Here is a 24,630-nt window from a genome sequence, read left to right on the forward strand (position 1 = left end):
AGGGCCCGTCGATGGCCGGACCGGACGTGGGCGGGAGGATCGCCGCCCTCCTCGACGAACTCGGACGCACGGCCGACCCCGAGGTCCGCGCCAGGGCCGATGAACTGGTGCGCACACTGGTCGAGTTCTACGGCGAAGGGCTCACCCGCGCGGTGCGGCTGCTGCGCAACGCCCCGCCCGGCGCGGACCCGGTCGCCGTCCTCGTCGCCGACGAACTCGTCGCCGATCTGCTGATCCTCCACGACCTGCATCCGGACGACACCCTGACCCGGGTCGAGCGGGCCCTGAACCGGGTCCGCCCCTACCTCGGCTCGCACGCGGGCGACGTCGAGGTCACCGGGCTCGACGTCGCGGCCGACGACGGGCCGGTCCTCCGGCTGCGGCTGCGCGGCAGCTGCGACGGCTGTCCGTCGTCGGCCCAGACCGTGCGCTGGACGATCGAGGAGGCCGTCGCCCGGCTCGCCCCCGAGATCGTCCGCATCGACGTCGAGAGCGCCGGCGCCACCGCCGACTCCGGACCGCCGCTGCTGCAGATCCTGCCCCGTCCGCCCGACGACGCGCCCGGCCCACGCGCCGCCGACGGTGCGGCGCCCGGCCCCGCGCACTGGCACACCGTCGTCGCCGACCGGCTCCCGCGCAGGGAGGAGACCCTGGTCACGGCGCAGGTGGACGACGCCCGCCTGCTGCTCGTGCGGCTGCCGGGCGGGCTGTACGCCTACCGCGACCACTGTCCGGTGTGCGGTGCCCGGCTCGGTGATGCCGTGCTCGTCGGAGACCTGCTGCGCTGCGCCGGCTGCGGCACCGACTACGACGTACGGCACGCGGGCGTCGGAGCCGACGGGCACCTCGACCCGCTCCCCCTGTTGCAGGAGGACGGCGCGGTGCGCGTCGCGCTGCCCGAGCGTCCGGAGGCGGTGCCATGACCACCGACGTCCTGCGGCAGTTCGCCCGCCGGCCCCCGCCGCCGGGCGAACGGTGCGAGCTGTGCGGCGAGCCGCTGCCCGCCGAGCACCGGCACCTGGTCGACACCCGGCTGCGCTCCCTCAAGTGCGTCTGCCCCTCCTGCCATCTGCTGCTGGACCGGCCCGGGGCGGGCGGCGGCCGGTTCCGGGCCGTACCGGCCCGCTATCTGGTCGACCCCGCCTTCCAGTTGGACGAACAGGACCGCGCCCGGCTCCAGATACCCGTCGGGCTCGCCTTCTTCTTCCGCAACTCCGCGCTGGACCGGCTGTGCGCCTTCTACCCCAGCCCGGCGGGTGCGACCGAGAGCGAGCTCGACCCGCGGACCTGGGACGAGGTCCTCGGCCGCACCCGGCTGACCGCACTGCTCGAACCCGACGTCGAGGCCCTCCTCGTCCAGCGGGCGGACGGCTCCGGGCCCGGCCTGTGCGCGCTGGTCCCGGTGGACGTCTGCTACGAACTGGTCGGCCGGATGCGCCTGCACTGGAAGGGGTTCGACGGCGGCTCCGAGGCACGCGCCGACCTCGCGGCGTTCTTCGAGCGCGTCCGGGCCGCCGCCCGCCCCCTCGGCCCCGGGGACACGCCATGACCGACCTTGAGTTCAGCTGCACGGGCGTACGGCCGGAGGCGTACGGCACGGGTCCCACGCTGCTGTTCGGACTGCGGATCGAGGAGAGCGACCATCAGCCGGTGCACGCCGTCGCCCTGCGCTGCCAGATCCGTATCGAGCCCGGCCACCGCACCTACGAACCGGAGGAGGTCGACATGCTCGCCGACCTGTTCGGCGAACCGGGACGCTGGAGCACCACGCTCAAACCCCTCCAGTTCGCGCACGTGTCCCTCACCGTGCCGGCCTTCACCGGGGTGACCGAGGTCGACATGCCCGTGCCCTGCACCTACGACACGGAGGTGGCCTCCGCGTCGTACTTCCGGGCGCTCACCAAGGGCGAGATACCGCTCCTGCTGCTGTATTCCGGCACCGTGTTCACCGGGCGCCAGGGATTCCGCGCCGAGCCCATCCCCTGGCACAAGGAGTCCACGTTCCGGATGCCGGTGCAGGTCTGGCGGGACATGATCGAAGCGTATTTTCCCGGCACCGGCTGGATTCGCGTACGCAACGACTGTCTGGAGGAGCTGCGCCGCTACCGGTCCCGGCATGCCCTGCCGTCCTGGGAGCAGGTCTTCACCGAGCTTCTCACGGCCGCCGAGGCGCACGGGGGGCGAGCGCCGTGACCGGTGCCCGGCACACCGAGGACACGCTCGCCCACGCGCGCGCGGTGGCCGACGCGGTGCTCTACGAGGGCTATGTGCTCTACCCGTACCGCGCGTCGGCGGCGAAGAACCGGCTGCGCTGGCAGTTCGGGGTCCTGTACCCGCCCGCCCTGACCGCGCCGGGCGAGACCTGCGCGCTGCGGACCGAGTGCCTGCTGGAGCCGCGCGGCGCGCCGAAGGTGGATGTCGAGCTGCGCTTCCTGCGGGTCCGGCGGCGCACCGTCCAGCGCCTCGCCGCCGACGGCAGCGCCGTCGAGGTGTCCGAACTGGAGCTGCCGGACCGCATCGTCGTGCCGTGGGACGAGGGCGAGGAGGAACGCATCCGTATCCATCTGCCCGTCCGTGTGCCGCCCCCGGAGGGCGAGGACCTGGACGTGGAGTTCGACCTGCCCGCCGCCACGAGCCGGGAACCGGTGACGGACGCCGCCGGACGGACCGTGGGCCGGCTCGTGCGCCGGACCGCGCGCGTCACCGGCACCCTGGCCCCGGTCCTGGAGGAACTGCCCGGCCCCTACCGGGTCCTGCGGCTCACCCTCGCGGTGCGCAACACCACGGCCGTTCCCCCGGCCGAGACCGGACGCTCCGCCGCCCTCGCGCACGCCATGATCGGCACCCATCTGCTGCTCTCCGCGCCGGGCGGTCACTTCCTGTCGATGACCGACCCGCCGGAGTGGGCCCGCGCCGAGGTCGCCGCGTGCCACAACGACCACACCTGGCCCGTCCTGGCGGGCGCCGACGACACGGACGACGTCGTCCTGTCGGCGCCGATCATCCTGGAGGACCATCCCTCGCTGGCCGAGGAGAGCGCGGGGCCGCTCTACGACGGCACGGAGATCGACGAGATCCTCTCCCTGCGCACGGCGGCCCTCACCGACCGGGAGAAACGCGAGGCGCGGGGGACCGATCCGCGCGCCGCCGAGGTCATCGACCTCGTCGACAGCATGCCCCCGGCCGTACGCGACCGGCTGCACGGCACGATCCGCGAGCTGCGCGACGGCACGGCGCAACCCGCCCCCGAGCCCGGGCCGGAGCTGCCCGGCGGGACCGGGCACCCCTGGTGGGACCCGCAGGCGGACCCGGAGGCCGCGGAGGCGGTCGCGTCGGTGGTCGTCGACGGCGTCCTCGTCGGCGCCGGCAGCCTCGTCGTGCTCGCCCCGGGAGCCCGCCGGACGGACGCACAGGACGCCTTCATGCGCGGGCGGCACGCCACCGTCGAGGCCGTGGTGACCGATCTGGACGGCGAGACGCACCTCGCGGTGGTCCTGGCCGACGACCCCGGAACCGATCTGCGCCGCGCCCAGGGCCGGTTCCTGTACTTCCGGCCCGACGAGGTCAGGCCGCTCACCGCCACCGGGGAGGAACCATGACCAGGGCACCCGCGCCGAGCCGCCCGGCCGTGCTCGTGGCCGGCATCGGCAATGTCTTCCGGCGGGACGACGGGTTCGGGGTGGAGACCGTCCAGCACCTGGCCCGCCGCGGCCCGGGGGCGCTGCCGCCGGGAACGGAGCTGATGGACGTGGGCATCCGCGGGCTGCACCTGGCCTACCGGCTGCTGGACGGCTGGGGCACGCTCGTCCTGGTGGACGCCGTGCACCGGGACGGCCCTCCCGGCACGCTCTACACGATCGACGCGGGCCGGCCGGCGGAGTACGACGACGGCCCGGAGACCGGCGGCGGTCCCGGCCCGCTGGACGGCCACGCGATGGATCCGGCCGCCGTACTGCGGCTGACACGGAACCTGCACGCCGCCATGGGCGGCACCCTGCCGGACCACCTCTACGTCGTCGGCTGCGAGCCCGGCGACGCGGGCGACGGCATCGGGCTCACCCCGCCGGTGGCGGCAGCGGTGCACCGCGCCGCCGATCTCGTCGCGGATCTGGCGCGACGGGCGGCACACACAGCGACGAGGAGTTGACCCATGAACGAACACCCGGGTCTGGCCTGGACGGGCCTCGCGGTCGGTCTGGTGCTCGCCTACGAGATGGTGCGGAACCTGGCGGACATCACCCGCTATTTGCGTATGCGACGCATGTGAGCGGTGGGCAGGGGTGCCGACGGCCGGTCGTCACCGGAGGCGGTGGCGGTGGCATCCGCCAGCTGGACGTAGCGCTCCAGGAAGACATGGAGGATGCCGTGCAGCTCGCCCAGTCGCACGAACCACAGGGCCAGTTCCATCGCGCCCTGATGGGTCAGCGCGTACACGCGCCGGGCCGGTCCGTGGTCCGAGGCGTCCCAGTGCGAGGTCACCGCGCCGCCGGTCTCCAGCCCCCGCAGCACGCGGTAGACATGTGCCGACTCCGCGTCCGGCCAGCCCATGTCGACCAGTCTGCGCACCAGTTCGTAGCCGTGTCCCCGGCGCTCGGCCAGCAACAGCAGCAGAACGGGCGTGAGCAGCGTGCGGCGTTCGGCCTCGTACGGGTTCATCGCTCTCTCAGCCTAGCCAATCCGCCTCACGCGCCCCATCCGAGAGCCAGGGCGCGGGAGAAACAGGAGGTCAGGAGGGAACGGACATGCACGAGCTGTCGATCGCCACGGCCGTCGTCGACGAGGTGCGTCCGCTGGCGGGCGGGGACGTCGTGCGGTCGGTGACGCTGCGGATCGGTGAGCTGGCCGCGGTCGTCCCCGAGGCGCTGGAGTTCTCCTTCGCGGTGGCCGCCGAGGGCACCGCGCTGGCGGGCGCCGAGCTGCTGATCGACACTGTTGAAGGACGAGCCCGCTGTGACGGCTGTGGCCGTGAGGGGCCCACCGGGATGCCCCCGGTGCTCTGGTGCGAGGCGTGCGCCCGACCGCTCGTCCTGCTCTCCGGCCGTGAGCTGGAGATCGTCCGGCTGGTCACGGACCCCGGCCCCGAACCGGCCCCCGACGCCCCTGCCGCCTCGGACAAGGAGCGCTCCCCCACCCGGAGGTAGCCCATGTGCCGCTCGGTCGAGCTGCACCGGGCCGTGCTCGCGAGGAACGACGAGAACGCCGCCGCGCTCCGCCGCTATCTCGACCGGCACGGCACGATCGCCGTCAACCTGATGTCCAGTCCCGGCAGCGGCAAGACCGAGCTGCTGGAGCTCCTGCTCACCCGTGCCCTCGCGCGGGGCACACGGGTCGCGGCCGTCACCGCCGACCTCGCCACGGAGAACGACGCCCGGCGGCTGGCCCGCTCCCGTGCCCCCGTCCGGCAGATCCTCACCGACGGCCTGTGCCATCTGGAGGCCGGGATGCTCCAGGCCCGGCTGGAGCCCTGGCTGCCCGAGGGCACCCGGCTGCTGTTCGTGGAGAACGTCGGCAACCTCGTCTGCCCCGCCTCCTACGACCTCGGGGAGAGCCTGCGGATCGTGCTGGTGTCGGTCACCGAGGGCGAGGACAAGCCGCTGAAGTATCCGGCCGCGTTCGGGCTGGCGCAGGTCGTCGTCGTCACCAAGGGCGACCTCTCGGACGCCGTCGGCTTCGACCGGGCCGGTTTCCTCGCCGGGCTCCGGCAGGTCAACCCGCACGTCCCCGTCTTCGAGACCTCGGCCCGCACCGGGGCCGGCGTCGACGGCCTGCTCGCCCATGTCATGGCCTGCGCCGACGGCCGGGCGCCGCACACGCCGGTGCTCGCGCGGCAGCACGAGGGCCTGCCGCACCGACACGCGCCGAGCACGGCGCCCGTACCGGGATCGGCGCCATGACCACGGCACGCGCGCGTCGGCACGTCACCGTGCGCGGTGTCGTCCAGGGCGTCGGCTTCCGTCCGTTCGTCCACGCGCTCGCGGCCGAGCACGGTCTCACCGGCTGGGTCGCCAACGACGCCGGCGGCGTGGACACCGAGGTCGAAGGGCCGGTGGCCGCCGTCGAGGCGTTCTGCGCGGAGATCGGCACCCGGGCACCGCCGCTCGCCGTGGTCGAGTCCGTCGAGCACCACGCCGTCCCCCTCGACCACGACACCGGCTTCGCCATCCGCCCCTCCGGCGGCGGCCCCGGGCGCACCCTCGTCTCGCCGGACACCGCGACCTGCGACGCCTGCCTGTCCGAACTCGCCGACCCGGGCGACCGCCGGCACCGGCACCCGTTCATCACCTGCACCCACTGCGGTCCCCGCTTCACGATCATCACCGGGCTGCCGTACGACCGGGTCACCACGACCATGGCCGGCTTCCCGCTCTGCCCGGACTGCGCCCGCGAGTACGGCGACCCCGCCGACCGGCGCTTCCACGCCCAGCCGATCGCCTGCCCGCGCTGCGGTCCCCGGCTCGCCCTGCTGCACGCGCCGGGCACCGCCCACACCCTGCCCGGCGCGCCGGACGCACCCGGGGTCGCCCGGGACGGCGAGGCGCTCGCCGAGGCCCGCCGGATGCTGGCGGCCGGGGCCGTCGTCGCCGTGAAGGGAATCGGCGGCTACCACCTGGCCTGCGACGCGTCGGACCGGCTGGCCGTACGCACCCTGCGCAAGCGCAAGAACCGCGGCTCGAAGCCGTTCGCCGTCCTGGCCGACGGCATGGCGACGGTCGAGCGCGTCGCCCACGTCGGCAACGCCGAACGCGCCCTGCTGCTCGGCCCGCGCAAACCGATCGTCCTGCTGCGCCGCCGCGCACCGGCACCGGGCGACGTGACCGCGGACGTCGCCCCCGGCAGCCCCGACCTCGGGGTGATGCTGCCGTACTCGCCGCTGCACCGGCTGCTGCTGGGCCTGCCCGGCGACCCGCCCGGACCCCGCGTGCTCGTGCTGACCAGCGGCAACCGGGCCGGCGAGCCGATCGTCACCGACGACGCGGACGCACTGCGCCGGCTGGAGGGGCTGGCGGACGCCTGGCTGTTGCACGACCGGCCCATCCACGTGCCGTGCGACGACTCCGTGGTCCGTGTCTGCGACGGCGCGGAACTGCCCGTGCGCCGCTCCCGCGGCTACGCCCCCTTCCCCGTCGCCCTGCCCGCGCCGGTCGTGCCGGCGCTCGCCGTCGGCGGCGACCTGAAGAACACCTTCTGCGTGGGCGACGACCGGTACGCCTGGCTGTCCGCGCACGTCGGCGACATGGACGACCTGGCCACCCTGACCGCGTTCGAGCGCGCCACGGCCCACCTGGCGGACCTGACCTCCGTCGCGCCCCGGCTGCTGGTGGCCGACCTGCACCCCGGCTACCGGTCCGCCCAGTGGGCCGTGCGCGCGGGACACGAGCGCGGGCTGCCGGTCGCCCGCGTGCAGCACCACCACGCGCACATCGCCTCGGCCATGGCCGAGCACGGCCTCGACGGCTCCGCGCCGGTGATCGGGGTGGCCTTCGACGGAACCGGCTACGGCGACGACGGCACCGTCTGGGGCGGCGAGGTGCTGCTCGCCGACTACGACGGGTACCGGCGCCTCGCCCACCTGCGCCGTGTGCCACTGCCCGGCGGCGACGCGGCCGTACGCAACCCCTACCGGATGGCCCTGTCCCACCTGTGGGCCGCGGGGCTGCCGTGGAGCCCGGAGCTGCCGAGCGTCCGCGTCACCACGCCCGGCGAACGAGCGCTGCTGGAGCGGCAGTTGGCGCGCGGCTTCAACTGCGTTCCCACGTCCAGCATGGGCCGCCTGTTCGACGCGGTGTCCTCGCTGACGGGTGTCTGCCACCGGGTCGCCTACGAGGCGCAGGCCGCGATGGAGCTGGAGTGCGCGGCGCTGGCAGAACCCGGCGACGCGGCGGGCGACGGCCCGGCGTACCGGTTCGCGCTGCGGCCCGAATCCGACGCCCCCGGCGCCCCGTTGGTGGCCGATGCCGGACCGGTGCTGGCCGCCGTGGCCGCGGAGGTGCTCGCCGGGATCCCGGCGGGGCGGATAGCCCGCCGGTTCCACGAGGCCGTCGTCGCACTCGTCCTCGACATGTGCCGCGCGGTCCGGCAGCGTACGGGAGTCGGCACGGTGGCCCTGTCCGGCGGGGTGTTCTGCAACACCCTGCTCGCCTCGGGCTGCCGCGGCGCACTGGAACGGGACGGGTTCGCCGTCCTCGCACACCACAAGGTGCCCCCCAACGACGGCGGCCTTGCCCTGGGGCAGTTGATCGTCGCCGCCCGGACCGGAACGTGAGGAGCTCATCATGTGCCTGGCCGTTCCCGGCCGTGTGCTGGAGATCGAGGAACGGGACGCGACGCGCATGGCGAAGGTCGACTTCGGCGGCGTGATCAAGGACGTGTGCCTGGAGTACGTGCCCGAGATGCAGGTCGGCGACTACGCGATCGTGCACGTGGGGTTCGCGCTGCAACGACTGGACGAGGAGTCCGCGAAACAGACCCTGGAACTCTTCGAGAACCTCGGGGTCCTGGAGGAGGAGTTCGGCGACGCCTGGGCGAAGGCTGCCCGCGACGCCGGTGCGGAGCGCCCCGCGGGCACCACGCCCCCACCGGGACCCGCACAGGATGCCGACGAGGAGGGCCGGCCATGAAGTACCTCGACGAATTCAACGACCCGGTGCTCGCCCGGCACCTCTTCGACGACATCAGGGCGCTCACCACGCGGCCCTGGTCGATGATGGAGGTGTGCGGCGGACAGACGCACTCGATCATCCGGCACGGCATCGACCAGTTGCTGCCGGACGAGATCCAGCTCATCCACGGCCCCGGCTGCCCCGTCTGCGTCACCCCGCTGGAGATCATCGACAAGGCGCTGGAGATCGCCTCCCGCCCCGAAGTGATCTTCTGCTCCTTCGGTGACATGCTGCGCGTGCCGGGCAGCGGACGGGACCTCTTCAAGGTGCGGAGCGAGGGCGGCGACGTCCGGGTCGTCTACTCCCCGCTGGACGCGCTGCGCCTCGCCCAGGACAACCCGGACCGCCAAGTGGTGTTCTTCGGGATCGGGTTCGAGACCACCGCACCGCCCAACGCCATGACCGTGTACCAGGCGAAGAAGCTCGGCATCACCAACTTCAGCCTGCTCGTCTCGCACGTGCGGGTGCCGCCCGCGATCGACGCCATCATGAACTCCCCCGACTGCCGGGTGCAGGCGTTCCTCGCGGCCGGTCACGTCTGCACGGTGATGGGCACCGGCGAGTACCCCGAGCTCGCCGAACGCCACAAGGTCCCCATCGTGGTGACCGGCTTCGAACCGCTCGACATCCTGGAGGGGATCCGCCGTGCGGTACGGCAGCTGGAGACGGGCCGGCACGTCGTCGAGAACGCCTACCCGCGCGCCGTACAGCCCGAGGGCAGCCCGGCCGCGAGGGCCATGCTCGCCGATGTCTTCGAGGTGACCGACCGGCCCTGGCGCGGCATCGGTGTGATCCCGCAGAGCGGCTGGCGGCTGTCCTCCCGGTACCGGGACTACGACGCCGAACACCGCTTCTCGGTGGCCGACATCGACACCCGGGAGTCCACGGTCTGCCGCAGCGGCGAGGTCCTCCAGGGGCTGATCAAGCCGCACGAGTGCGCCGCCTTCGGCAAGCAGTGCACCCCGCGCAACCCGCTCGGCGCCACCATGGTCTCCAGCGAGGGCGCGTGCGCGGCCTACTACCTCTACCGCAGGCTCCAGGTGCCGACCACGGAGGAGGCGAGTTCCGTTGGCTGACGCACTCGACGCGACCGGTCCGACGTACGCGCCGGCCGACTTCTCCGGCTGGACCTGCCCCGCTCCGCTGCGCGACCACGACCGCATCGTCATGGGCCACGGTGGCGGCGGCGCCCTGTCGGCCGAGTTGGTCGAGCACCTCTTCGTGCCCGCCTTCGGCAACGACGTGCTGTCCGAACTGGGCGACTCCGCGCGGCTGCCCGCCTGCGGCGAACGGCTCGCCTTCTCCACCGACTCCTTCGTGGTGCGGCCGTTGTTCTTCCCCGGCGGGAGCATCGGCGATCTGGCGGTCAACGGCACGGTCAACGACCTCGCCATGGCCGGGGCCCGGCCGCTCTTCCTGTCCTGCGGGTTCATCCTGGAGGAGGGCGTCGAACTGGCCGTGGTGGCACGGGTGGCCGAGGCGTTCGGCGCGGCGGCGCGCGCGGCCGGGGTGACCGTGGCCACCGGTGACACCAAGGTGGTCGAAGCCGGTCACGGGGACGGCGTGTTCATCAACACCGCCGGCATCGGCCGTATCCCCGACGGCGTCGACATCCACCCGCGCCGGGCCCGGCCGGGCGATGTGGTCCTGGTCAGCGGCGCCATCGGGGTGCACGGGGTGGCCGTCATGAGCGTCCGTGAGGGCCTGGAGTTCGGCGTGGAGATCGAGAGCGACACCGCTGCGCTGGGCGACCTGGTCGCGAACCTGCTCGCCGCCTGTCCGGACATCCATGTGCTGCGCGACCCCACCCGCGGCGGCGTCGCCACGACGCTCAACGAGATCGCCGCCGCGTCGGGCGTCGGAGTGGCCCTGGAGGAGGACGCCCTCCCCGTGCCGGACACGGTCGCCAACGCCTGCGCCCTGCTCGGCCTCGACCCCCTGTACGTCGCCAACGAGGGCAAGTTGGTCGCCTTCGTGCCCCCGGACCGGGCGGACTCCTGCCTGGCCGCGCTCAGGGCCCATCCGCTGGGCAGGGAGGCGGTGGCCATCGGCCGCTGCGTGCCCGACCATCCGGGCATGGTCGTCTCGGCCACGGGCCTGGGCGGCACCCGCGTGGTGGACATGCCCCTGGGGGAACAGCTGCCCCGTATCTGCTGAGAACTCGGGTGACCTCCGTGCCCGGCGGCGGTGACCGAAGATCACGACGAGCGTAGGCTCGTGCCATGGTTGAGCACCGCATGATCGACGTGAACGGCATCCGCCTCCACATCGCCGAGCAGGGCAGCGGCCCCCTGGTCGTCCTGCTGCACGGCTTCCCGGAGTCATGGCACTCCTGGCACCACCAGTTCGGCCCCCTGGCCGACGCCGGCTACCACGTGGTCGCCCCCGACCAGCGTGGTTACGGACGCAGCGACCACCCCGACGAGGTCGACGCCTACACCATCCTCCACCTGGTCGGCGACGTCGTCGCGCTGATCCAGGCCCTGGGCGAGGACAAGGCGTTCGTCGTCGGGCACGACTGGGGCGCCCCCGTCGCCTGGCACACCGCGCTGCTGCGCCCCGACATGGTCCGGGGCGTGGCCGGACTCAGCGTGCCGCCGCCCTTCCGGGGCGCGCAGCCGCCGCTGGCCGCCATGGAGAAGCGGTTCGACGGCCGCTTCTACTGGAACTACTTCAACCGGCCCGGGGTCGCCGACGCCGAGTTCGCCCGGGACGTGCGCACCACGCTGCGCAAGTTCTTCTACTCCGCCTCCGGCTCCGCCCGCTCCGACGGCAGGGTCATGCAGCCGCTGATCGAGCACGGCCAGGGCTGGCTCGAAAAGCTGCCCGACCCGGAGGTACTGCCGGAGTGGTTCACCGAGGAGGACCTCGACGCGCTCACGGAGAGCTTCTCCGGAGGCTTCACCGGAGCCCTCAACTGGTACCGCAACCTGGACCGCAACTGGGAGCTCACCGCCGCCTGGCAGAACGCCGTGGTCACCCCGCCGGCGCTGTACATGTACGGCGACCGCGACCTCGTCCCGGCCTTCCCCGGCACGCCCGAACTCATCGCGAAGCTCCCCCACCTCATGCCCAACCTCTGGCGTGACCCGATCAAGCTCCCCGGCTGCGGGCACTGGACACAGCAGGAACGCCCGAACGAGGTCAACACCGCCCTCCTCGAATTCCTCAAGGCCCACTCCTGAACCACGACCGCCGAGCGGGCGACACCGAAGTGGCCCGGCCGGTGCGACGCGCGGGAACTCCCGGTCAGGCGGCGCGCTCCAGTTCCGCGATCGTCCGCTCCAGCCACTCCGTCTCGGCCTCGGACGTGGCGCGCGCGATGAGCAGGACGCCCCGGCGGAAGGGGTCGTCGACCTCGGCCGCCGAGAGGGGCTTGTCGCCCCGGTAGAAGAAGCTGCTGGGTTCGCCGAGGAACGCCTGCCGCCGGCGCAGGATCTCGGCCTGCTGCCGACGGTCGGGCAGGTGCCTGAGGAACCCGAGCAGGGCGAACCAGCGGTTCTCGTCGGTGATGAAGGGCTGCTCGGGGCTGCTCAGGCAGCGGAACAGTTCCTGCCTGCCGTCGTCGGTCAGGCTCAGTACGTGGCGCGGGGCGGCGGCCGCGCCCGGCTGTGCCTCGCGCCGCAGCAGGCCCGCCTTCTCCATGCGTTTGATCGCCGGGTACAGCGTGCCGTGGCTGACCGCCCGCACGTGCCCGGTGAGCCGCGCGATCCGGGTCCGCAACTCGTAGCCGTGCAGGGGCTCTTCGTAGAGGAAGCCCAGGATGCTCAGGTCCAACACGCTTGCCATGAGGACGAATGATAAATCCGAGCGGCTGAATCCACCGGCCCGGCGGCGTGGCTGGGCGGGTGGGGCGGCCGGCTCGGAGCAGGGTGGACGGAGTCGTCGTCGAGGAGGAACCGTGAAGCGTCGTGTCGTCGCCGTCCTGGCCGTTGTCGCCGCCGGACTGATGCTGTGCGCGGGTCCGGCCGCGGCGCGGGACGGTCATGGCCAGGCCGAGAGCGAAGACTGGAACGTGCCGCTCACCAACATCGGCCTGTTGTAGTACGGCGGAACCGCCGGTGGGCGGTGCCGTCGGTACCGGTGCGTCAGTCGGCCGGACGGACGCGGGTGAGCTTGTCGGGGTTGCGGATCAGCCGGACGGCGCTGATGGTGCCGTCCTCGGCGAGGTCGAGGCAGGCCACCGAGTCCGGACGGTCGCCGGAGGTGACGAGGCGGCCCGGACGGCCGTTGACCAGCACGTCGTGCACGGCGACGTCCGGGATGTGGTTCGCGAGGACGCCGAGGATCCAGCGGGCGACCTTGTCGGCGCCGTAGATCGGGCGCAGCGCGGCGCGGATCTTTCCGCCGCCGTCGGTCCAGGCGGTCACGTCGGGGGCGAGCATCGTCATCATCCGGTTGAGGTCCCCGCCGAGGCAGGCGGCCAGGAACTCGTCGGTGGCCTTGCGCCGTACCTCGGCGGGCGCGTCGTAGCGGGGCCGGCGGGCCTGCACATGGCTGCGGGCCCGGCTGCCGACCTGGCGTACGGACGCCTCGGTGCGCTCCAGCATCCCGGCGATCTCGGGATAGCCGAAGCCGAAGACCTCCTTGAGGACGAACACCGCGCGCTCCAGCGGCGACAGTGTCTCCAGGACCACCAGCATCGCCAGCGAGATCGCCTCCGCCTGCTCGATGCCGCCGCTGGCGTCCGGCGCGGTCACCAGCGGCTCCGGCAGCCACGGGCCCACGTACGACTCGCGCCGGACGGCGGCCGACTGGGCCCGGTTGATCGCGAGGTTGGTGACGATCCGGCACAGGTACGCACGAGGACGGTCGATCGTGTCGGCATCGACGGTGCTCCATCTGAGCCAGGCGTCCTGGACGATGTCCTCGGCGTCGGCGGCGCTGCCCAGCATGCGGTAGGCGATGCCGAACAGCTCCGGCCGGTGCTCCTCGAAGAGTTCAAGTGCGCTCACCCACGCGACGGTACCGCGCAGCGATCCGAGAAGCCCTGGCCGGTCAGGCCGAAGGCGCTGTTCATCCGGGAGCGCAGGTTCTCCACGGCGACGATCGCGGTGAGCTCGACGAACGCGGGCTCGCCGAGCCGCTCGATCAGTCGGGCCGTCAGTTCGTCGGTGACGGTCGGCTGCGTCTCGGTCATCGCCTCGGCGTACTCCAGGACGTCCAGCTCCAGTTCGGTGAACGCCGTACGGTGTTCGCGCCAGACGGGTACCGCGTGCAGCTTCGCGCTCGGCATGCCCTCGTTGTGGGCCTCCCAGTAGCCGAAGTCGGTGCACCAGGAGCAGCCGATCAGGTGCGAACTGGCCATCACGGCGAGCAGCTTCAGCCGGGGGTCCAGCGTGTTCCACTTGGCGAGCGACATCTCCATCCGCGCGTCGGTCAGCATGACCTTGCGGTTGTGGGCCATCGCGCGGACGGGGTCGAGGACCGCGCCGTAGGTGCGCCTGGAGTACCACTCGCTGATCCGGTACAGCAGGGTGCGCGGCGGGTCGAGCGAGATGCGGGCCATGGGGATCGCCTCCGGTGTCGGGAATTCCGTCGTCACCAGGGCAGACCGGCCGGCCGACCCGTGTGTGACATGCCGACCGGGCGATGTGACCTGGACCACACACGGACAGGTCTTCCGTCACGCCCGCTGGAAGCGTAGGTTCCGGTTACCCCGCGACGGCGCCCGCAAAGGCGCTGGTCCGCCGATCCCGGGCAGGCGGACCAGCGGGGGCCAAATCCATCTCTGTACCCTGCACGCGTGCGACCGGCACATGGCGACGCCCCCGTCAGCTCATGCCCGGCGCCCCGCGAGCCGTACGTCCACGGCGGTGAGCGCCAGGGCCGGCGGCCCCGGGGCGAGGAACGCGAGCGGTGGCGGCGCCCAGGCGACGCCGGTGCCCTGCGTCCGGACATGCCGAGGTCGCCTCTCCCTCCGATGTTCCGCTCGGCCTCTAGGCCGTCGGCGTGCCGTCGTACGGCAGCGTCGTGCCCGGCAGCGCGTACTCGTCGCGGCGCCCGCACATCCCGAAGCCGCCCAGCCTGCTCGGCTCGCTCCGGTACGCGGTCGCGTCGGCGAGGTAGGCCGGCTCGCCGGACTCCAGGGCGTCGAGCTGAGCGCCGGTGCGTTCGGCGGCGGCGAGGGCACCGGCCCGCCACAGCTCGCGCCAGGCGGGCACCCGGGCCCGGACCAGGCGGGCGGCGGCCTGCTGGAAGGCACGGTACGGGCCGCTGTCCCCGGCGAGCAGTGCCTCACGCAGACCGAGGTAGCCCTCGACCGCGAGGTCCCGGCGGCGCCGGGCGGCCGCCTCGGTCTCCGGGCCGGTGCCCGGCGGCAGGGTGGCGGCGGCCGCGTACCGCTCGGGGTCGGCGAGCACCTCGGGCGGGAAGGTGAACACGGCGTCCCCGGCCTCGGGCAGGCCGCTGTTCTGCATGAGCACGGTGATCCGCAGGTCGCCGCCCTGCACCATCCGGTGCACGGTGCCGGGGGTGAACCAGGCGAGAGAGCCGGGCGCCAACGGGATGTCCCGGTAGCCGTCGGGGCTCAGGGTCTGCACCGCGCCCCGGCCCCCGGTGACGACGTACGCCTCGGTGCACACCAGGTGCAGATGCGGGCTGCCGCCACAGACACCGTCGGCGGCCTGCCACGCGTAGGCGCTCAGGTGGGACAGGCCCACGGCGCCGGGCAGCGGACGGGACGGCCCCGGCTCGGCCTCGTTCACCATGGCAGGCCTTCCAGGTGGCGGCTCACCCGGTCGCGGTCCCAGGCGCCGTCGGCGACGACGACCCGGTAGCGGTAGCCGAAGCTCTCCCCCGGCGGGAGTGCGAACTCCTCGAAGAACGCCCAGGAGAACGCGACGGTCGGGATCGGTTCGGAGCGTACGAACCAGTGCGAGGCATGGATCGCGGACGACTCGTCCAGGTTCTCGGGGGCGTGGGCGAAGACGAGCGTGGAGTGCGCGTCGGACCCGTCGTGCTCGGTGCTGAACGCCAGCCAGGGCCCCTGACTGCCCATCACCTTCTCCGCGCCGACGCCCGGTTCGGAGTCGGGCGTGAACACGCCGCCGCCGGTGAAGTCGCGCGGACCGCGCCACTGGAGGCCGGTGTAGCCGGCCATCTCACGGCCGGCGGTGGTGGGCGAGCCGAACAGCAGGGGTTCGTCACGGGTGTTGGTGAGGCGGATGGACCAGTCCAGGGTCCAGGCGCCGGCCTCCACGTCCACCGTGTGCACGGAGAGGCCGCGCACCTCACGCGCCCACTCCCGGCCGCCGTTCTCGATCCAGGTCAACTCCTGGGTGACGTCGAGGCGTTCGTCGGTGACGCCGAGGCCGGTGAAGCCGTCGTGGCGCATCGACCCGACCCGGTCGGGCAGGCGCAGATAACCCTCGCCGTGGACATAGCAGTTGCCGCCCCAGAAATTCTGCCCGGACAGATGACTGGCCGTCATCTGGAGGCCCTTGTGCCAGCGGTGGTCGTTCGGCCGGTAGCCGGTCACGGTGTGCCCGGCGAGGGTGCGCACGGGGTGGGCGTAGGGCTTGCGGGCCTCGAAGGCGTCCGGATCGGGGCGGTAGACGTAGCGGAGGATCTCGGTGCCGTTCGCCGCTTGGACCGCCAGGTGTTCGCCGTGGACGTGGCTGACTCGGATGGTCATGCGCGCTCCTTGGGGGCCCAGTCGGGGTGGTCGCCGTGCATGGCCGCGTAGTAGGGGTCACCGGGACCGATCTCGCCCGCCCGTACCGGCTGCCCGGTGAACGCCGCCTTGTACAGGGCAGCGGCGAACTCCAGGGTGGCGCGGGCGTCGGGGCCGCTGCCCGGAGGCCGCTCGCCCCGGTCGAACGCGTCGAGGACCACGCCGAGTTGGGCGAGGTGCGAGCTGGGCACGTCCTGCGCGGGGGTCCGCCAGGTCGCGACGCGCCCGGGGTCGACGTGCGGCGCGGGCGTGTAGACCCAGTCGGTGTTGCCGTGCCCGTAGAGGTGGGTCAGTTGCAGGGTGGCGTCGGAGCAGTCGATACGGATGCGGCTGACCTCGTGCGGGGACAGGACGCTGTTGACGACGGTGGCGAGCGCGCCGCCGCGGAACCGGACGAGGGCGGTGGAGACGTCCTCGCTCTCGACGTCGTGGACCAGCCGGCCCGCCATGGCCCGCACCTCCTCCCACTCCCCCAGCAGGTGCAGCAGCAGGTCGTACTGGTGGATGCCGTGCCCCATGGTCGGCCCACCGCCCTCGGTCGCCCACCGGCCGCGCCACGGAACGGCGTAGTAGTCGGCGTCCCGGTGCCAGGTGGTCTGGCAGTGCGCCACCAGCGGGGTGCCCAGCTCGCCCCGCGCGATCAGGTCCCTGGCGTGCACGGCGCCGGAGCCGTAGCGGTGCTGGAAGACCACCGAGGCGTACGCGCCGGAGGCCTCCTCGGCGGCGGCGATGTCGTCGTACTCGGCGAGCGACAGGCACAGCGGCTTCTCGCACAGCACCCAGGCGCCCGACTTGAGCGCGGCCACGGTCTGCTCGCGGTGCAGCGCGGGCGGCGTGCCGATGAGGACCAGATCCGGGCGTACGGCGTCGAGCATGGCCTGCGTCGAGGTGAACCCGGCGACCCGCGCCCCCGCCTCCTTCCGGAAGGCGTCCAGTCTGCCCTCGTCCACATCGACGGCGGCGACGAGTTCGACGCGCTCGGCATGGGCTCTGAGTGCGGGAAGGTGGCTGCCGGCGACGATGGCGCCGGTGCCGATGACGGCGGCGCGGCGGCGGGGTGCGGCGAGGGACATGCAATGCTCCTGAGGGCTCGGCAGACGGAGTCGAGCACCACTTCGAGCGCCGCGTCGAGCGCCAGGGAGAAAGCGCTTGCCCCGTACGAGGCGACCCTAGGGCGACGGGATTGTCAGGACAACCCCTAGTGCGGGGAAATTCGCTGGTGCGGGGTCGGATGGGCCGGGCGGAGGAGGGCCGCACGGGAGCGGGGAACCGCCGTGCCGTGGGAGGCCGGGAGGGGAACGGAAAGCTGCCGTGGCGCGGGAGCCCGCGACGGGAGCGGGGAACCGCCGTGGCACGAGAGACCGCGACGGGGCGGAAAGCCACCCTGGTGCTGGAGACTGCGACGGGCCCGGGCGCGCGACACCGACCTCGCGGACGGGGCGGGCGGACGCGTTGGTTTGAGCGGCGCCCGGCCGGGCTACCCATGGCGCGTGATTCCCTCCCGGGTCGAGGAGACCCTGCCGGAGCTGGTCCCCTTCGTGCGGGCCGTCCAGGCCAGGCGGCCCGACGACGGCACGTGGTGCGAGGCGTGGACCGTACGGGACGTCCTGGTCCACCAGACGGGGAATGCCGAGGAACTGGCCCGGGTCCTCCAGGCCTTCCTCGACGGCACCCCGGTGGAGACCCGGGGTTTTGATCGCGAGGATCCCCATCGACGACTGTCCGACGCCGACCTCTGGGCGACGTTCCTGAACCGCTGCGAGCGACTCACCGAGGTCACGGCGGCCGCCGCGCAGGAGCTGTCCCCGGACACCGAGGTGCGGTGGACCGGGCGGACCGTGAAGGCCCCCTTCTTCGCCGAGCACATGCGTGAGGAACTGATCCTGCACCGCTGGGACCTGACCGGTGACGACCCTGCGGCGGTGCGGGCGCTCGACGAGCCGTGGATGACGGAGCACAGCGTGACCTCGGTCGGCCGTCCCCTGCTGGAGCGTGGCCGGGCCGGGCTGGCACCGGGGCCCGAGGGGCGGGTCGAGGGACGCCTTCGCACGCCGGGCATGGACGACGTCGTGGTGAGCGCCGACGCGGGCTCCTGCAGCATCCGGCTCGCCGCCCCCGAGGGCCCCGCCACGATCGAGAGCGACGCGGCCGCCCGGGTACTGCTGCTGTGGGGCCGCCGCCCCGCCGACCCGGCACGCTGGCACAGCTCCGCCGGTCCGGAGGCGCTGCGCAAGGTACGGGGCCTGCTGGGCGGTTACTGAAGGCTCCGCTCCCTCCCCCGGTCCGGCCGCCCGGCTCCTCCCCGTGTCACGGAGCGCGGTTGCGCCCGGTACTCAGCCCGCCCGGCCGATCGTCACGGTCCGCGAGCCGGGAGCGAAGTCGGCGCGGGAGTGTGCCCGGGACTCGCCGGGCCGGTAGTCGGTCACCCGGCCCTCGGAGGGCTGGTGGTGGGCGGCGCAGGCGTCCGGCGCCTCGGTCAGTGGGATGTCCGGCCCGACGAACACCGTCGCCGCACGTTAGGGGGCGACGACGGTGACGGTCTGCGGGATGGAGATCGGGACGGACCGCAGCCTGCCGATCACCTCTCCGACGGTGTCACACGTCTCCAGCAGGTGAACCACACCGCGAGCCCGGCGTCGTTCATCCCTCCGACCTCGATGGCGCGGAACGTCGTCTGCGGCCGGCCCACGCCTGCCGCTCCCTTGCGGGCGCCCGGTGAAGTGGCGGCAACTCGGCTAATTCTGCGGCGAGTTGACCATACCCGTGACCAGGTCACGAGCGCGCGAGTGGTCGGCCGTCACCCTCGGCGGACGGAGTGAGGACGGTGCGGTCGAACGGGCCCGCGTGCGCGGCGGCGTGGGCGATGGCGTCGTTGACGGCATCGAGCGGGAAGGCCCGGACCTCTTCACCGGCGAGGTCCAGGGTGCCGCAGGCGAGGAGCCGGATGATGCCGACGTTCGCCGTGCGCGGGCCCAGCCACTGGCCGCGCACGGTCACCGAGCTGCGCATGAGCCACGGGTACGGGAGCGCGAGGTCGGCACCGCCGAGCATGCCGACGCCGCCCATCAGGACGACGCGGCCGTACTCGCGCACGCTCATGGCCGCCGTGCGCACCGCCGTGCCGGGCGCGCTCGGGGGCAGCAGATCGAGCACCATGTCGATCGGGCCGCCGGCCGCCGCCGCCATCGCCGCCCGGTCCGGGTCCTCCTGTCCGGTCAGCTCCACCGGGCGTACGCGCGTGCCGAACCGCTCGGCGAGGAGGGCGAGGGCGGCCCGGTTGCGGCCCGCGGCGATCACGCGGCCCGCGCCCATCGCGAGCGCGACCGCCACCGCGCTGCTGCCGAGGTTCCCGGTCGCGCCGCTGACGAGCAGCGTCTCGCCGGCTTCGAGCCCGCCCGCCAGCAGCCCGCCGTACGGAATGACGTACACGCCGAGCGAGGCCCAGCGTGCGGGGTCGTCGCGCGCCGGCTCCGGCAGGGGGAAGACGTTCTCCGTCGGTACCCGCATGCGCTCGGCGAACGACCCGTGGTGCAGATGGCGCGCCAGGCGTGCGCCGCCGTCGCCCCGGGAGCTCCAGCCCTGGAGCGTGATGTCGGGCGTCAGCGCGTCGTCCCGGGAGCGCACCGTCGGGTCGCACCACACCAGGTCGCCGACGCGGAGCCGGGTGGCGTCCGGGCCGACGTGGACGATGCGTCCCACGCCGCCCGTACCGGGTACGACCGGCGGGACGAGGGGGTAGTTCCGGGCGCCGCTGAACACCTCGGCGGCGTACGGCAGCACGCAGGCGGCGACCACCTCGACCACCACCTCGCCGCCCCTCACCTCGGGGTCGGGCAGCTCCCGCACCGTGAGCGGGGCGCCGAACTGCGTCAGAACTGCTGCGCGCACGGGTGGACCTCCGTGTTTCTCTTCGTCGTCTGTCTCGTCGTCTGTCCGTCGTTCCTCGGGCGACGTCATCGAGGCTAGGAAGGCAGGGGGGCATTCGGGAAGCGAGGATCCGGCATCCGTGGTATGCGTAGGACGCATGGACCTCTCCAGTTCGGGCCTGCGCGTTCTGCGGCAGATCGCGGAGTCCGGCAGCTTCACGGCGGCGGCCGCGCGCCTCGGCTACACCCAGTCGGCGGTCTCCCGTCAGGCCGCGTCCCTCGAACGCGGCGCGGGTGCCGTCCTGTTCGAGCGCCGCACCGACGGGGTACAGCTCACCTCCGCGGGGCTGACCCTGCTGCGGCACGCCCGTACCATCCTGGACTCCCTCGACGCGGCCGAGCGCGACCTGACCGGGACCGCACCGCAGCGGGAACGGGTACGGCTCGGCGTGTTCCTGAGCGCGGGCGCGGCGCTCCTGCCCGCCGCACTCGCACGGCTCGCGGCCGGCCATCCGCAGGTCACGGTCACGACGCGCGAGGGCACGACACCCCGCCTGGTCCGCGCGCTGCGCGCCGGCTCGATCGACCTCGCCCTGCTGACGTCCCGGCCGCCCCACCGGCCCCCGGACGGCGAGTCGCCGCGCCTGCACGTCGAGACGGTGGAGGACACCGAACTCCTCGTGGCCGCCCGGACGACGGGGATGTTCGCGGGCCGCACCTCGGTGCACGTCGACGAACTCGTCGACGTCGCCTGGATCGCCACCCCGTCGTCGAACTCCGAACCGCTGCTGGGCGTCTGGCCGGGCCTGCCGGGCCGCCCGCGTGTCAGCCATGCCGTGCGTGACTGGCTGGCCAAGCTTCACCTGGTCGCCGGCGGCTTCGGGGTGACGACGGTGCCGTCCCGGATGTCGGAGGTGCTGCCGCCCGGGGTGACCCTGCTGCGCGTCGAGGGCGCGCCCCGTGAAGTGCGCCGGATCCTCCTGGCGCGGCTGCCGGGCCCGCCCACGCCGGCGATCACGGCCGTCGCTCAGGCGCTGGTGCCGACCGACTGAGGCCCGGCCGCGCCGCGGGAAGTCATCCGCGGCGAACCAGGTCTCGCTCCCGGTGGCCGGCCGGCACCGCGCTGCCGCGTCAGTCCCCGGTGCTCGGCCGAGCCGCGGCAGGCTTCTCCCGGGGCTCGGCCGGCCTCGTGGGCGGGCCGGGCTCGCCCGGACGAGGTGCGGGCGATGCCTCGTAGCCGCGGATGGCCAGGCGGCGGGCGATGCAGGCCACGATCGCCGGGGTGACCGTGGTCATCTCCGGGCGCCAGCCCGGGACGGCGTTCACCTCGCAGACCGTGAAGGTGCCGTCGGCCGCGAACAGCAGGTCCACCCCGGCGATGTCCAGGCCCAGGGCGCCGGCCGCGCGCACCGCCAGCTCCTCCGCCTGCGGGTGGCGGCCGGCGCACAGCGTGGCGGAGCCGCCCTTGGCGATGTTCGCGGCGAGGGCGCCGTGCCGGGAGGTGTGCAGGACGGCGCTCACCGGCTCGCCGTCGACCACGACGACACGCAGGGCGCGGCCGTGCGAGCCGGCCACGTACTCCTGGAACAGAAACGGCGTCCCGTCCGCCAGGCTGCCGGACAGCTCACGCAGCAGGCCCTGCTCGCGGGCGAGGAAGACCTGCCGGCCCTTGGTACCGCTGACGGCCTTCACCACGCACGGCGTGCGCAGGTTCCGGCTGTGTACGACGCCGTCCAGGGGGGCGGTGGCGTACGAGAGCGTGTCGGGCACCGGCACCCCGGCCAGGGCGAGTTCCTGCACCTGCCACACCTTGTTACGGGCCGTCAGCTGGGCGTCGGCCGGATTGACGAGGGTGCTGCCCATGCGCTCCAGATGGCGCAGCAGGGTGGTCTCCCGGTCGCTCCGCATGGAGCCGGGCATCTGGCGTACGCACACCACGTCCGGAGCCGGCAGGTCCACGCCGCCCAGGGTGTGCAGGACGAGCCTGCCGTCCCGGACGCCGAAGAGCAGCTCGTCGGTGTGCCAGAGGACGAAGCGGGGTCCGAAGGCGGCGGTGAACGCCCCTGCCAGTTCGGCCGTGGACCGCCGCAGCGCGATGGGCCGCTCCCGCACCAGCATCCACACATCGGCCGGTACGGGATGCTCCGGCCGGCCACGGTGCCGTGTGTCCACTCCGACTCCTCGTCTCCTCGCCGCCCGCCGCTGCCGGGCCGTGGAGCACCACTGTCACACATCCGTGATCGCGCGATCACGGAAGGCGACGCGATGGCGGATACGGCGCGGTCGGCCGGGGGAACCGGCCGACCACTGCCCGATGTCGGCGCCGTGGCGCGGGAGTTGGGACGTCGGCGAGGTCACCGGTCGTCCGGGCCGGTCAGGGGGCGGCGCGGCGCAGCCCGGCGATGAAGGCGGCGCCGTTCGGTGTGCCGACGCCCGTCATCGTGTCGTACCCCTTGGCGGTGACCTGCTGGGTGTAGGCGCGTTCCTGGGAGCCGAAGACGTCGACGCCCGGGGCGCCGCCGGACCCGTCCGCCGCGAGGTAGGCAGCCCTGTTCTGCTGCGGCGTCCGGGAGTCGACCGGCAGGACGTCGTGGTAGGCGCGGGTGCCGGCGAGCCGGTAGATCAGCGGGTTGCTGAAGCCGAACGCCGTCTTCCGGCCCTGCTGGGCGTCGGCGATCAGGCCGGCGATCAGCGGACAGGCCAGGCTGGTGCCGGCGTTCACCATGGTCCGGTACGGCCCCGGCTTCGCGTCGCTCCCCGACTCCGTGTACCCGGTCAGGAGCCCGGTGTCGAGATCGGCGTCGGCCGCGATGTCGGGGACGGCCCGGTCGGTGGCGACCCGCTTGCCGACGCGGACACGCGACATCGACGCGGGAACGACACCCTTCTGGTAGGCGGGCAGGCCGTAGACGAGGCTGGTGCCTCCGCCGCCCCCGCTGATGCCCAGGTCGCTCCACCTGCCGTGCTCCAGGGAGCCGTAGTCGCTGGACCACCCGGTCTCGAAGACCCGGTTGTCCGCCGCCCCGATGCCGAGGCTGGTGCCGCCGACCGCCACCGCGTACGGGTCGGAGTCGGTCACCGTCAGCCCGGGTGTGTCACCGGACGAGAAGTACATGCCGACCCCCTGGGCCGCGGCCCGCACGTCGATCGCGTGCACGGTCTTCTCTGGCACCATGCCCAGGGGGATCTGCCACGAGTTGGACACGATGGAGGCGCTGGGGTGCTTGCCGTCGCCGGTGAGTACGGAGAGGGCCGCGTCGAGCAGTGCCTGGTCCTCGTCGCAGCCGCCGCCGACCACCATCAGCTGGGCGGCTCCGGGCGCCATGGCGTACACAGCCTCGGAGTCCATCTCCGCCTCGTCGTTCACCGCGGTCGCCTGCGCCGCGCCCCGCGCGGAGGTGCCGCAGGACTTTCCGGACCGGACTTCCCGGAACTGGGAGGGTTTCGGCGCGGGCAGGTGATTGGTGCGCGCGTACTCCGTCAGCGTCCGGAACATCGCGGTCGGCGCCTCGTCCTCGGTCAGGGCCACGGTCTGGCCCTTGCCGGTGTCCGTCCAGGTCGCGCCGTAGGCGGCGCGGATCTGACGGGCGGAGTACCCGCACACAGGCAGCGATGCCGTGCTCAGTCCCTGGTAGGCCGGGTGGACGGGGTGCGTGTGCTGCGCCCAGTACCGGGAGCACGTCGGTGCCTCGGGCGCCCCCGTCTGCGTCTGCGTCTGTCTCACGGCAGCGGTCCGGGTGGTGTTCGGCCGGGCTCCGCTCATCCCGGTCACCCCGAGGACGTCGGGCGCGAGCGGGGCCGGTACCGACACGTCGCGGTCGTTGGACTGGATCACCGTGGTCCCGCCGAGAGCGTCCTCGGCCCGGTACCGGTTGATCCGCACCTGGAACGCCGACTGCACCGCCGACGCCGTCCCGGTCGCCGAGACGTAGTCGCGGCCGTCGCTGATGTGCACCCGCGTCAGACCCTTGGTGCTCAGCCATGCCGCGACCGCCCGGGCGTGCGCGGCGGACGGCCCGAAGCGGGCGGTGTAGGCGTCAGGGCCGAGATAGTGGTGGAACGCGGCGCTGCCCGGTGTGGCGACCGCGTCGGCGAACGCGGCGGCACCGGCCAGATCCGGCTTCAGCCACACCTGGACGGTCATGTCCTGGGCGGACGGCACGGCACCGGCGAGGGGCATGGTGTGCACGGCGGGGGACGCCGTCCCCGGCACCGTCGTGGTGGCCGCCGCCTGTGCGGTGCCGGGCACCCCCAGCAGCGCTCCGGCGGCCAGCACGGCCGTACAGCCTGCCACGGCAGCGGCGGCCCGCCCCCGGCGCCGGCTCCGCACCACCGGTCCCGCTCCCCGCCCGTCCACGAACGCTCTTTTCACGTGTGTCCCCCAGCCCGGCCCGATCGCTCGGGCACCGCCTCATTCCGGCTCCAGCCT

27 protein-coding genes are annotated in these 24,630 nt (G+C 73.4%); 16 read left to right on the top strand and 11 right to left on the bottom strand.

All coding sequences use genetic code 11. The features are described 5' to 3' along the window. The first annotated feature begins 11 nt into the window (after window positions 1-11). The 6 genes from AC4OXY_RS07245 to AC4OXY_RS07270 are packed head-to-tail and all read left to right on the top strand — an operon-like array spanning window position 12 to window position 4,267. Window positions 12-923, top strand: a complete 912-nt coding sequence (locus tag AC4OXY_RS07245; RefSeq protein ID WP_491993479.1) for a NifU-related iron-sulfur-binding protein — start codon at window positions 12-14, stop codon at window positions 921-923. Next, window positions 920-1,549, top strand: a complete 630-nt coding sequence (locus AC4OXY_RS07250) for a DUF5947 family protein (protein WP_356033130.1) — start codon at window positions 920-922, stop codon at window positions 1,547-1,549. Before AC4OXY_RS07245 ends, AC4OXY_RS07250 begins: the two co-directional genes overlap by 4 nt. Continuing rightward, window positions 1,546-2,193, top strand: a complete 648-nt coding sequence (locus AC4OXY_RS07255; RefSeq protein WP_356033133.1) for a DUF6084 family protein — start codon at window positions 1,546-1,548, stop codon at window positions 2,191-2,193. The genes AC4OXY_RS07250 and AC4OXY_RS07255 overlap by 4 nt, the downstream gene beginning before the upstream one ends. After that, entirely contained in the window at window positions 2,190-3,599 is a 1,410-nt protein-coding gene (locus AC4OXY_RS07260) for a hypothetical protein (protein WP_491993480.1), read from the top strand. The genes AC4OXY_RS07255 and AC4OXY_RS07260 overlap by 4 nt, the downstream gene beginning before the upstream one ends. Continuing rightward, a complete protein-coding gene (locus AC4OXY_RS07265) occupies window positions 3,596-4,147 on the top strand; it encodes a hydrogenase maturation protease (protein ID WP_491993481.1) in 552 nt (183 codons plus the stop codon). The genes AC4OXY_RS07260 and AC4OXY_RS07265 overlap by 4 nt, the downstream gene beginning before the upstream one ends. A 3-nt stretch (window positions 4,148-4,150) precedes the next feature. Then, window positions 4,151-4,267, top strand: a complete 117-nt coding sequence (locus AC4OXY_RS07270) for a DUF6893 family small protein (protein WP_376288257.1) — start codon at window positions 4,151-4,153, stop codon at window positions 4,265-4,267. Here the strand turns inward: AC4OXY_RS07270 and AC4OXY_RS07275 are convergent. After that, window positions 4,243-4,656 carry a helix-turn-helix transcriptional regulator gene (locus AC4OXY_RS07275; RefSeq protein ID WP_356033141.1) on the bottom strand — a complete coding sequence of 138 codons (414 nt, stop codon included), beginning with the start codon at window positions 4,654-4,656 and terminating at the stop codon, window positions 4,243-4,245. The two genes, AC4OXY_RS07270 and AC4OXY_RS07275, sit on opposite strands and share 25 nt — an antisense overlap. Window positions 4,657-4,742: 86 nt before the next feature. On the opposite strand from AC4OXY_RS07275, the gene AC4OXY_RS07280 reads away from it, so the two are divergent. The 7 genes from AC4OXY_RS07280 to AC4OXY_RS07310 all read left to right on the top strand — a co-directional run bounded on the left by AC4OXY_RS07280 (window position 4,743) and on the right by AC4OXY_RS07310 (window position 11,845). Beyond that, window positions 4,743-5,141, top strand: coding sequence for a hydrogenase maturation nickel metallochaperone HypA/HybF (locus tag AC4OXY_RS07280; RefSeq protein WP_491993482.1), 399 nt, complete (start codon window positions 4,743-4,745; stop codon window positions 5,139-5,141). A 3-nt stretch (window positions 5,142-5,144) separates the two neighbouring features. Continuing rightward, on the top strand, window positions 5,145-5,894 hold the full coding sequence (gene hypB, locus AC4OXY_RS07285; RefSeq protein WP_356033146.1) for a hydrogenase nickel incorporation protein HypB: 750 nt from the start codon (window positions 5,145-5,147) through the stop codon (window positions 5,892-5,894). After that, a complete protein-coding gene (hypF, locus tag AC4OXY_RS07290) occupies window positions 5,891-8,263 on the top strand; it encodes a carbamoyltransferase HypF (protein WP_491993483.1) in 2,373 nt (790 codons plus the stop codon). Before hypB ends, hypF begins: the two co-directional genes overlap by 4 nt. 10 nt (window positions 8,264-8,273) lie before the next feature. After that, on the top strand, window positions 8,274-8,618 hold the full coding sequence (locus AC4OXY_RS07295; RefSeq protein WP_356033151.1) for a HypC/HybG/HupF family hydrogenase formation chaperone: 345 nt from the start codon (window positions 8,274-8,276) through the stop codon (window positions 8,616-8,618). After that, window positions 8,615-9,736 carry a hydrogenase formation protein HypD gene (hypD, locus tag AC4OXY_RS07300; RefSeq protein WP_362819969.1) on the top strand — a complete coding sequence of 374 codons (1,122 nt, stop codon included), beginning with the start codon at window positions 8,615-8,617 and terminating at the stop codon, window positions 9,734-9,736. The genes AC4OXY_RS07295 and hypD overlap by 4 nt, the downstream gene beginning before the upstream one ends. Before the next feature lie 91 nt (window positions 9,737-9,827). After that, window positions 9,828-10,817 carry a hydrogenase expression/formation protein HypE gene (gene hypE / locus AC4OXY_RS07305; protein ID WP_356033224.1) on the top strand — a complete coding sequence of 330 codons (990 nt, stop codon included), beginning with the start codon at window positions 9,828-9,830 and terminating at the stop codon, window positions 10,815-10,817. Between the two features lie 65 nt (window positions 10,818-10,882). Next, on the top strand, window positions 10,883-11,845 hold the full coding sequence (locus AC4OXY_RS07310) for an alpha/beta fold hydrolase (protein WP_356033155.1): 963 nt from the start codon (window positions 10,883-10,885) through the stop codon (window positions 11,843-11,845). Window positions 11,846-11,909: 64 nt separating this feature from the next. Here AC4OXY_RS07310 and AC4OXY_RS07315 read toward each other — a convergent pair whose 3' ends face one another. After that, window positions 11,910-12,449 carry a PadR family transcriptional regulator gene (locus AC4OXY_RS07315; RefSeq protein WP_356033158.1) on the bottom strand — a complete coding sequence of 180 codons (540 nt, stop codon included), beginning with the start codon at window positions 12,447-12,449 and terminating at the stop codon, window positions 11,910-11,912. Between the two features lie 112 nt (window positions 12,450-12,561). Here AC4OXY_RS07315 and AC4OXY_RS07320 point away from each other — a divergent pair, with 112 nt between their 5' ends. Further along, window positions 12,562-12,705, top strand: coding sequence for a hypothetical protein (locus AC4OXY_RS07320; protein ID WP_356033160.1), 144 nt, complete (start codon window positions 12,562-12,564; stop codon window positions 12,703-12,705). Window positions 12,706-12,748: 43 nt separating this feature from the next. Here the strand turns inward: AC4OXY_RS07320 and AC4OXY_RS07325 are convergent, their stop codons facing one another. From AC4OXY_RS07325 to AC4OXY_RS07345, 5 genes are all read right to left on the bottom strand, one after another. Continuing rightward, window positions 12,749-13,615: an RNA polymerase sigma-70 factor gene (locus AC4OXY_RS07325; protein ID WP_356033163.1), complete on the bottom strand. Its 867-nt coding sequence runs from the start codon at window positions 13,613-13,615 to the stop codon at window positions 12,749-12,751. Continuing rightward, complete coding sequence (locus AC4OXY_RS07330) at window positions 13,612-14,169, bottom strand: carboxymuconolactone decarboxylase family protein (protein ID WP_491993484.1); 558 nt, start codon at window positions 14,167-14,169, stop codon at window positions 13,612-13,614. The genes AC4OXY_RS07325 and AC4OXY_RS07330 overlap by 4 nt, the downstream gene beginning before the upstream one ends. Window positions 14,170-14,599: 430 nt before the next feature. Next, on the bottom strand, window positions 14,600-15,370 hold the full coding sequence (locus tag AC4OXY_RS07335) for a cupin domain-containing protein (RefSeq protein WP_491993485.1): 771 nt from the start codon (window positions 15,368-15,370) through the stop codon (window positions 14,600-14,602). Beyond that, the gene (locus AC4OXY_RS07340) at window positions 15,364-16,296 is read right to left on the bottom strand and encodes a DUF6807 domain-containing protein (RefSeq protein ID WP_491993486.1); all 933 of its coding nucleotides are present in this window, start codon (window positions 16,294-16,296) and stop codon (window positions 15,364-15,366) included. Before AC4OXY_RS07340 ends, AC4OXY_RS07335 begins: the two co-directional genes overlap by 7 nt. After that, complete coding sequence (locus AC4OXY_RS07345) at window positions 16,293-17,408, bottom strand: Gfo/Idh/MocA family protein (RefSeq protein WP_402068183.1); 1,116 nt, start codon at window positions 17,406-17,408, stop codon at window positions 16,293-16,295. The genes AC4OXY_RS07340 and AC4OXY_RS07345 overlap by 4 nt, the downstream gene beginning before the upstream one ends. A gap of 417 nt (window positions 17,409-17,825) precedes the next feature. Between AC4OXY_RS07345 and AC4OXY_RS07350 the strand changes: the two genes are divergently transcribed. Further along, window positions 17,826-18,596, top strand: coding sequence for a maleylpyruvate isomerase N-terminal domain-containing protein (locus AC4OXY_RS07350; RefSeq protein ID WP_491993487.1), 771 nt, complete (start codon window positions 17,826-17,828; stop codon window positions 18,594-18,596). Between the two features lie 72 nt (window positions 18,597-18,668). On the opposite strand, the gene AC4OXY_RS07355 is transcribed toward AC4OXY_RS07350, so the two are convergent. Further along, window positions 18,669-18,839, bottom strand: a complete 171-nt coding sequence (locus AC4OXY_RS07355; protein WP_376288249.1) for a hypothetical protein — start codon at window positions 18,837-18,839, stop codon at window positions 18,669-18,671. Between the two features lie 268 nt (window positions 18,840-19,107). Next, window positions 19,108-20,223, bottom strand: a complete 1,116-nt coding sequence (locus AC4OXY_RS07360; RefSeq protein WP_491993488.1) for an alcohol dehydrogenase catalytic domain-containing protein — start codon at window positions 20,221-20,223, stop codon at window positions 19,108-19,110. A gap of 136 nt (window positions 20,224-20,359) precedes the next feature. Between AC4OXY_RS07360 and AC4OXY_RS07365 the strand changes: the two genes are divergently transcribed. Continuing rightward, window positions 20,360-21,253: a LysR family transcriptional regulator gene (locus tag AC4OXY_RS07365; protein ID WP_491993489.1), complete on the top strand. Its 894-nt coding sequence runs from the start codon at window positions 20,360-20,362 to the stop codon at window positions 21,251-21,253. A gap of 79 nt (window positions 21,254-21,332) precedes the next feature. On the opposite strand, the gene AC4OXY_RS07370 is transcribed toward AC4OXY_RS07365, so the two are convergent. Next, complete coding sequence (locus AC4OXY_RS07370) at window positions 21,333-22,373, bottom strand: ATP-grasp domain-containing protein (protein ID WP_362819980.1); 1,041 nt, start codon at window positions 22,371-22,373, stop codon at window positions 21,333-21,335. A gap of 202 nt (window positions 22,374-22,575) precedes the next feature. Beyond that, window positions 22,576-24,534, bottom strand: coding sequence for a S53 family peptidase (locus tag AC4OXY_RS07375; protein WP_491993490.1), 1,959 nt, complete (start codon window positions 24,532-24,534; stop codon window positions 22,576-22,578). Window positions 24,535-24,630 lie beyond the last annotated feature (96 nt).

Source organism: Streptomyces sp. HUAS MG56, from assembly GCF_058673395.1.

What these genes read in the sequence shown, in the direction of transcription:
- AC4OXY_RS07245 (WP_491993479.1), top strand. Translation starts at nt 12, where the DNA reads ATGGCCGGACCGGACGTGGGCGGGAGGATCGCCGCCCTCCTCGACGAA.
- AC4OXY_RS07250 (WP_356033130.1), top strand. Translation starts at nt 920, where the DNA reads ATGACCACCGACGTCCTGCGGCAGTTCGCCCGCCGGCCCCCGCCGCCG.
- AC4OXY_RS07255 (WP_356033133.1), top strand. Translation starts at nt 1,546, where the DNA reads ATGACCGACCTTGAGTTCAGCTGCACGGGCGTACGGCCGGAGGCGTAC.
- AC4OXY_RS07265 (WP_491993481.1), top strand. Translation starts at nt 3,596, where the DNA reads ATGACCAGGGCACCCGCGCCGAGCCGCCCGGCCGTGCTCGTGGCCGGC.
- AC4OXY_RS07270 (WP_376288257.1), top strand. Translation starts at nt 4,151, where the DNA reads ATGAACGAACACCCGGGTCTGGCCTGGACGGGCCTCGCGGTCGGTCTG.
- AC4OXY_RS07275 (WP_356033141.1), bottom strand. Translation starts at nt 4,656, where the DNA reads ATGAACCCGTACGAGGCCGAACGCCGCACGCTGCTCACGCCCGTTCTG.
- AC4OXY_RS07280 (WP_491993482.1), top strand. Translation starts at nt 4,743, where the DNA reads ATGCACGAGCTGTCGATCGCCACGGCCGTCGTCGACGAGGTGCGTCCG.
- hypB (WP_356033146.1), top strand. Translation starts at nt 5,145, where the DNA reads ATGTGCCGCTCGGTCGAGCTGCACCGGGCCGTGCTCGCGAGGAACGAC.
- hypF (WP_491993483.1), top strand. Translation starts at nt 5,891, where the DNA reads ATGACCACGGCACGCGCGCGTCGGCACGTCACCGTGCGCGGTGTCGTC.
- AC4OXY_RS07295 (WP_356033151.1), top strand. Translation starts at nt 8,274, where the DNA reads ATGTGCCTGGCCGTTCCCGGCCGTGTGCTGGAGATCGAGGAACGGGAC.
- hypD (WP_362819969.1), top strand. Translation starts at nt 8,615, where the DNA reads ATGAAGTACCTCGACGAATTCAACGACCCGGTGCTCGCCCGGCACCTC.
- hypE (WP_356033224.1), top strand. Translation starts at nt 9,828, where the DNA reads ATGGGCCACGGTGGCGGCGGCGCCCTGTCGGCCGAGTTGGTCGAGCAC.
- AC4OXY_RS07310 (WP_356033155.1), top strand. Translation starts at nt 10,883, where the DNA reads ATGGTTGAGCACCGCATGATCGACGTGAACGGCATCCGCCTCCACATC.
- AC4OXY_RS07315 (WP_356033158.1), bottom strand. Translation starts at nt 12,449, where the DNA reads ATGGCAAGCGTGTTGGACCTGAGCATCCTGGGCTTCCTCTACGAAGAG.
- AC4OXY_RS07330 (WP_491993484.1), bottom strand. Translation starts at nt 14,169, where the DNA reads ATGGCCCGCATCTCGCTCGACCCGCCGCGCACCCTGCTGTACCGGATC.
- AC4OXY_RS07335 (WP_491993485.1), bottom strand. Translation starts at nt 15,370, where the DNA reads ATGGTGAACGAGGCCGAGCCGGGGCCGTCCCGTCCGCTGCCCGGCGCC.
- AC4OXY_RS07340 (WP_491993486.1), bottom strand. Translation starts at nt 16,296, where the DNA reads ATGACCATCCGAGTCAGCCACGTCCACGGCGAACACCTGGCGGTCCAA.
- AC4OXY_RS07345 (WP_402068183.1), bottom strand. Translation starts at nt 17,408, where the DNA reads ATGTCCCTCGCCGCACCCCGCCGCCGCGCCGCCGTCATCGGCACCGGC.
- AC4OXY_RS07365 (WP_491993489.1), top strand. Translation starts at nt 20,360, where the DNA reads ATGGACCTCTCCAGTTCGGGCCTGCGCGTTCTGCGGCAGATCGCGGAG.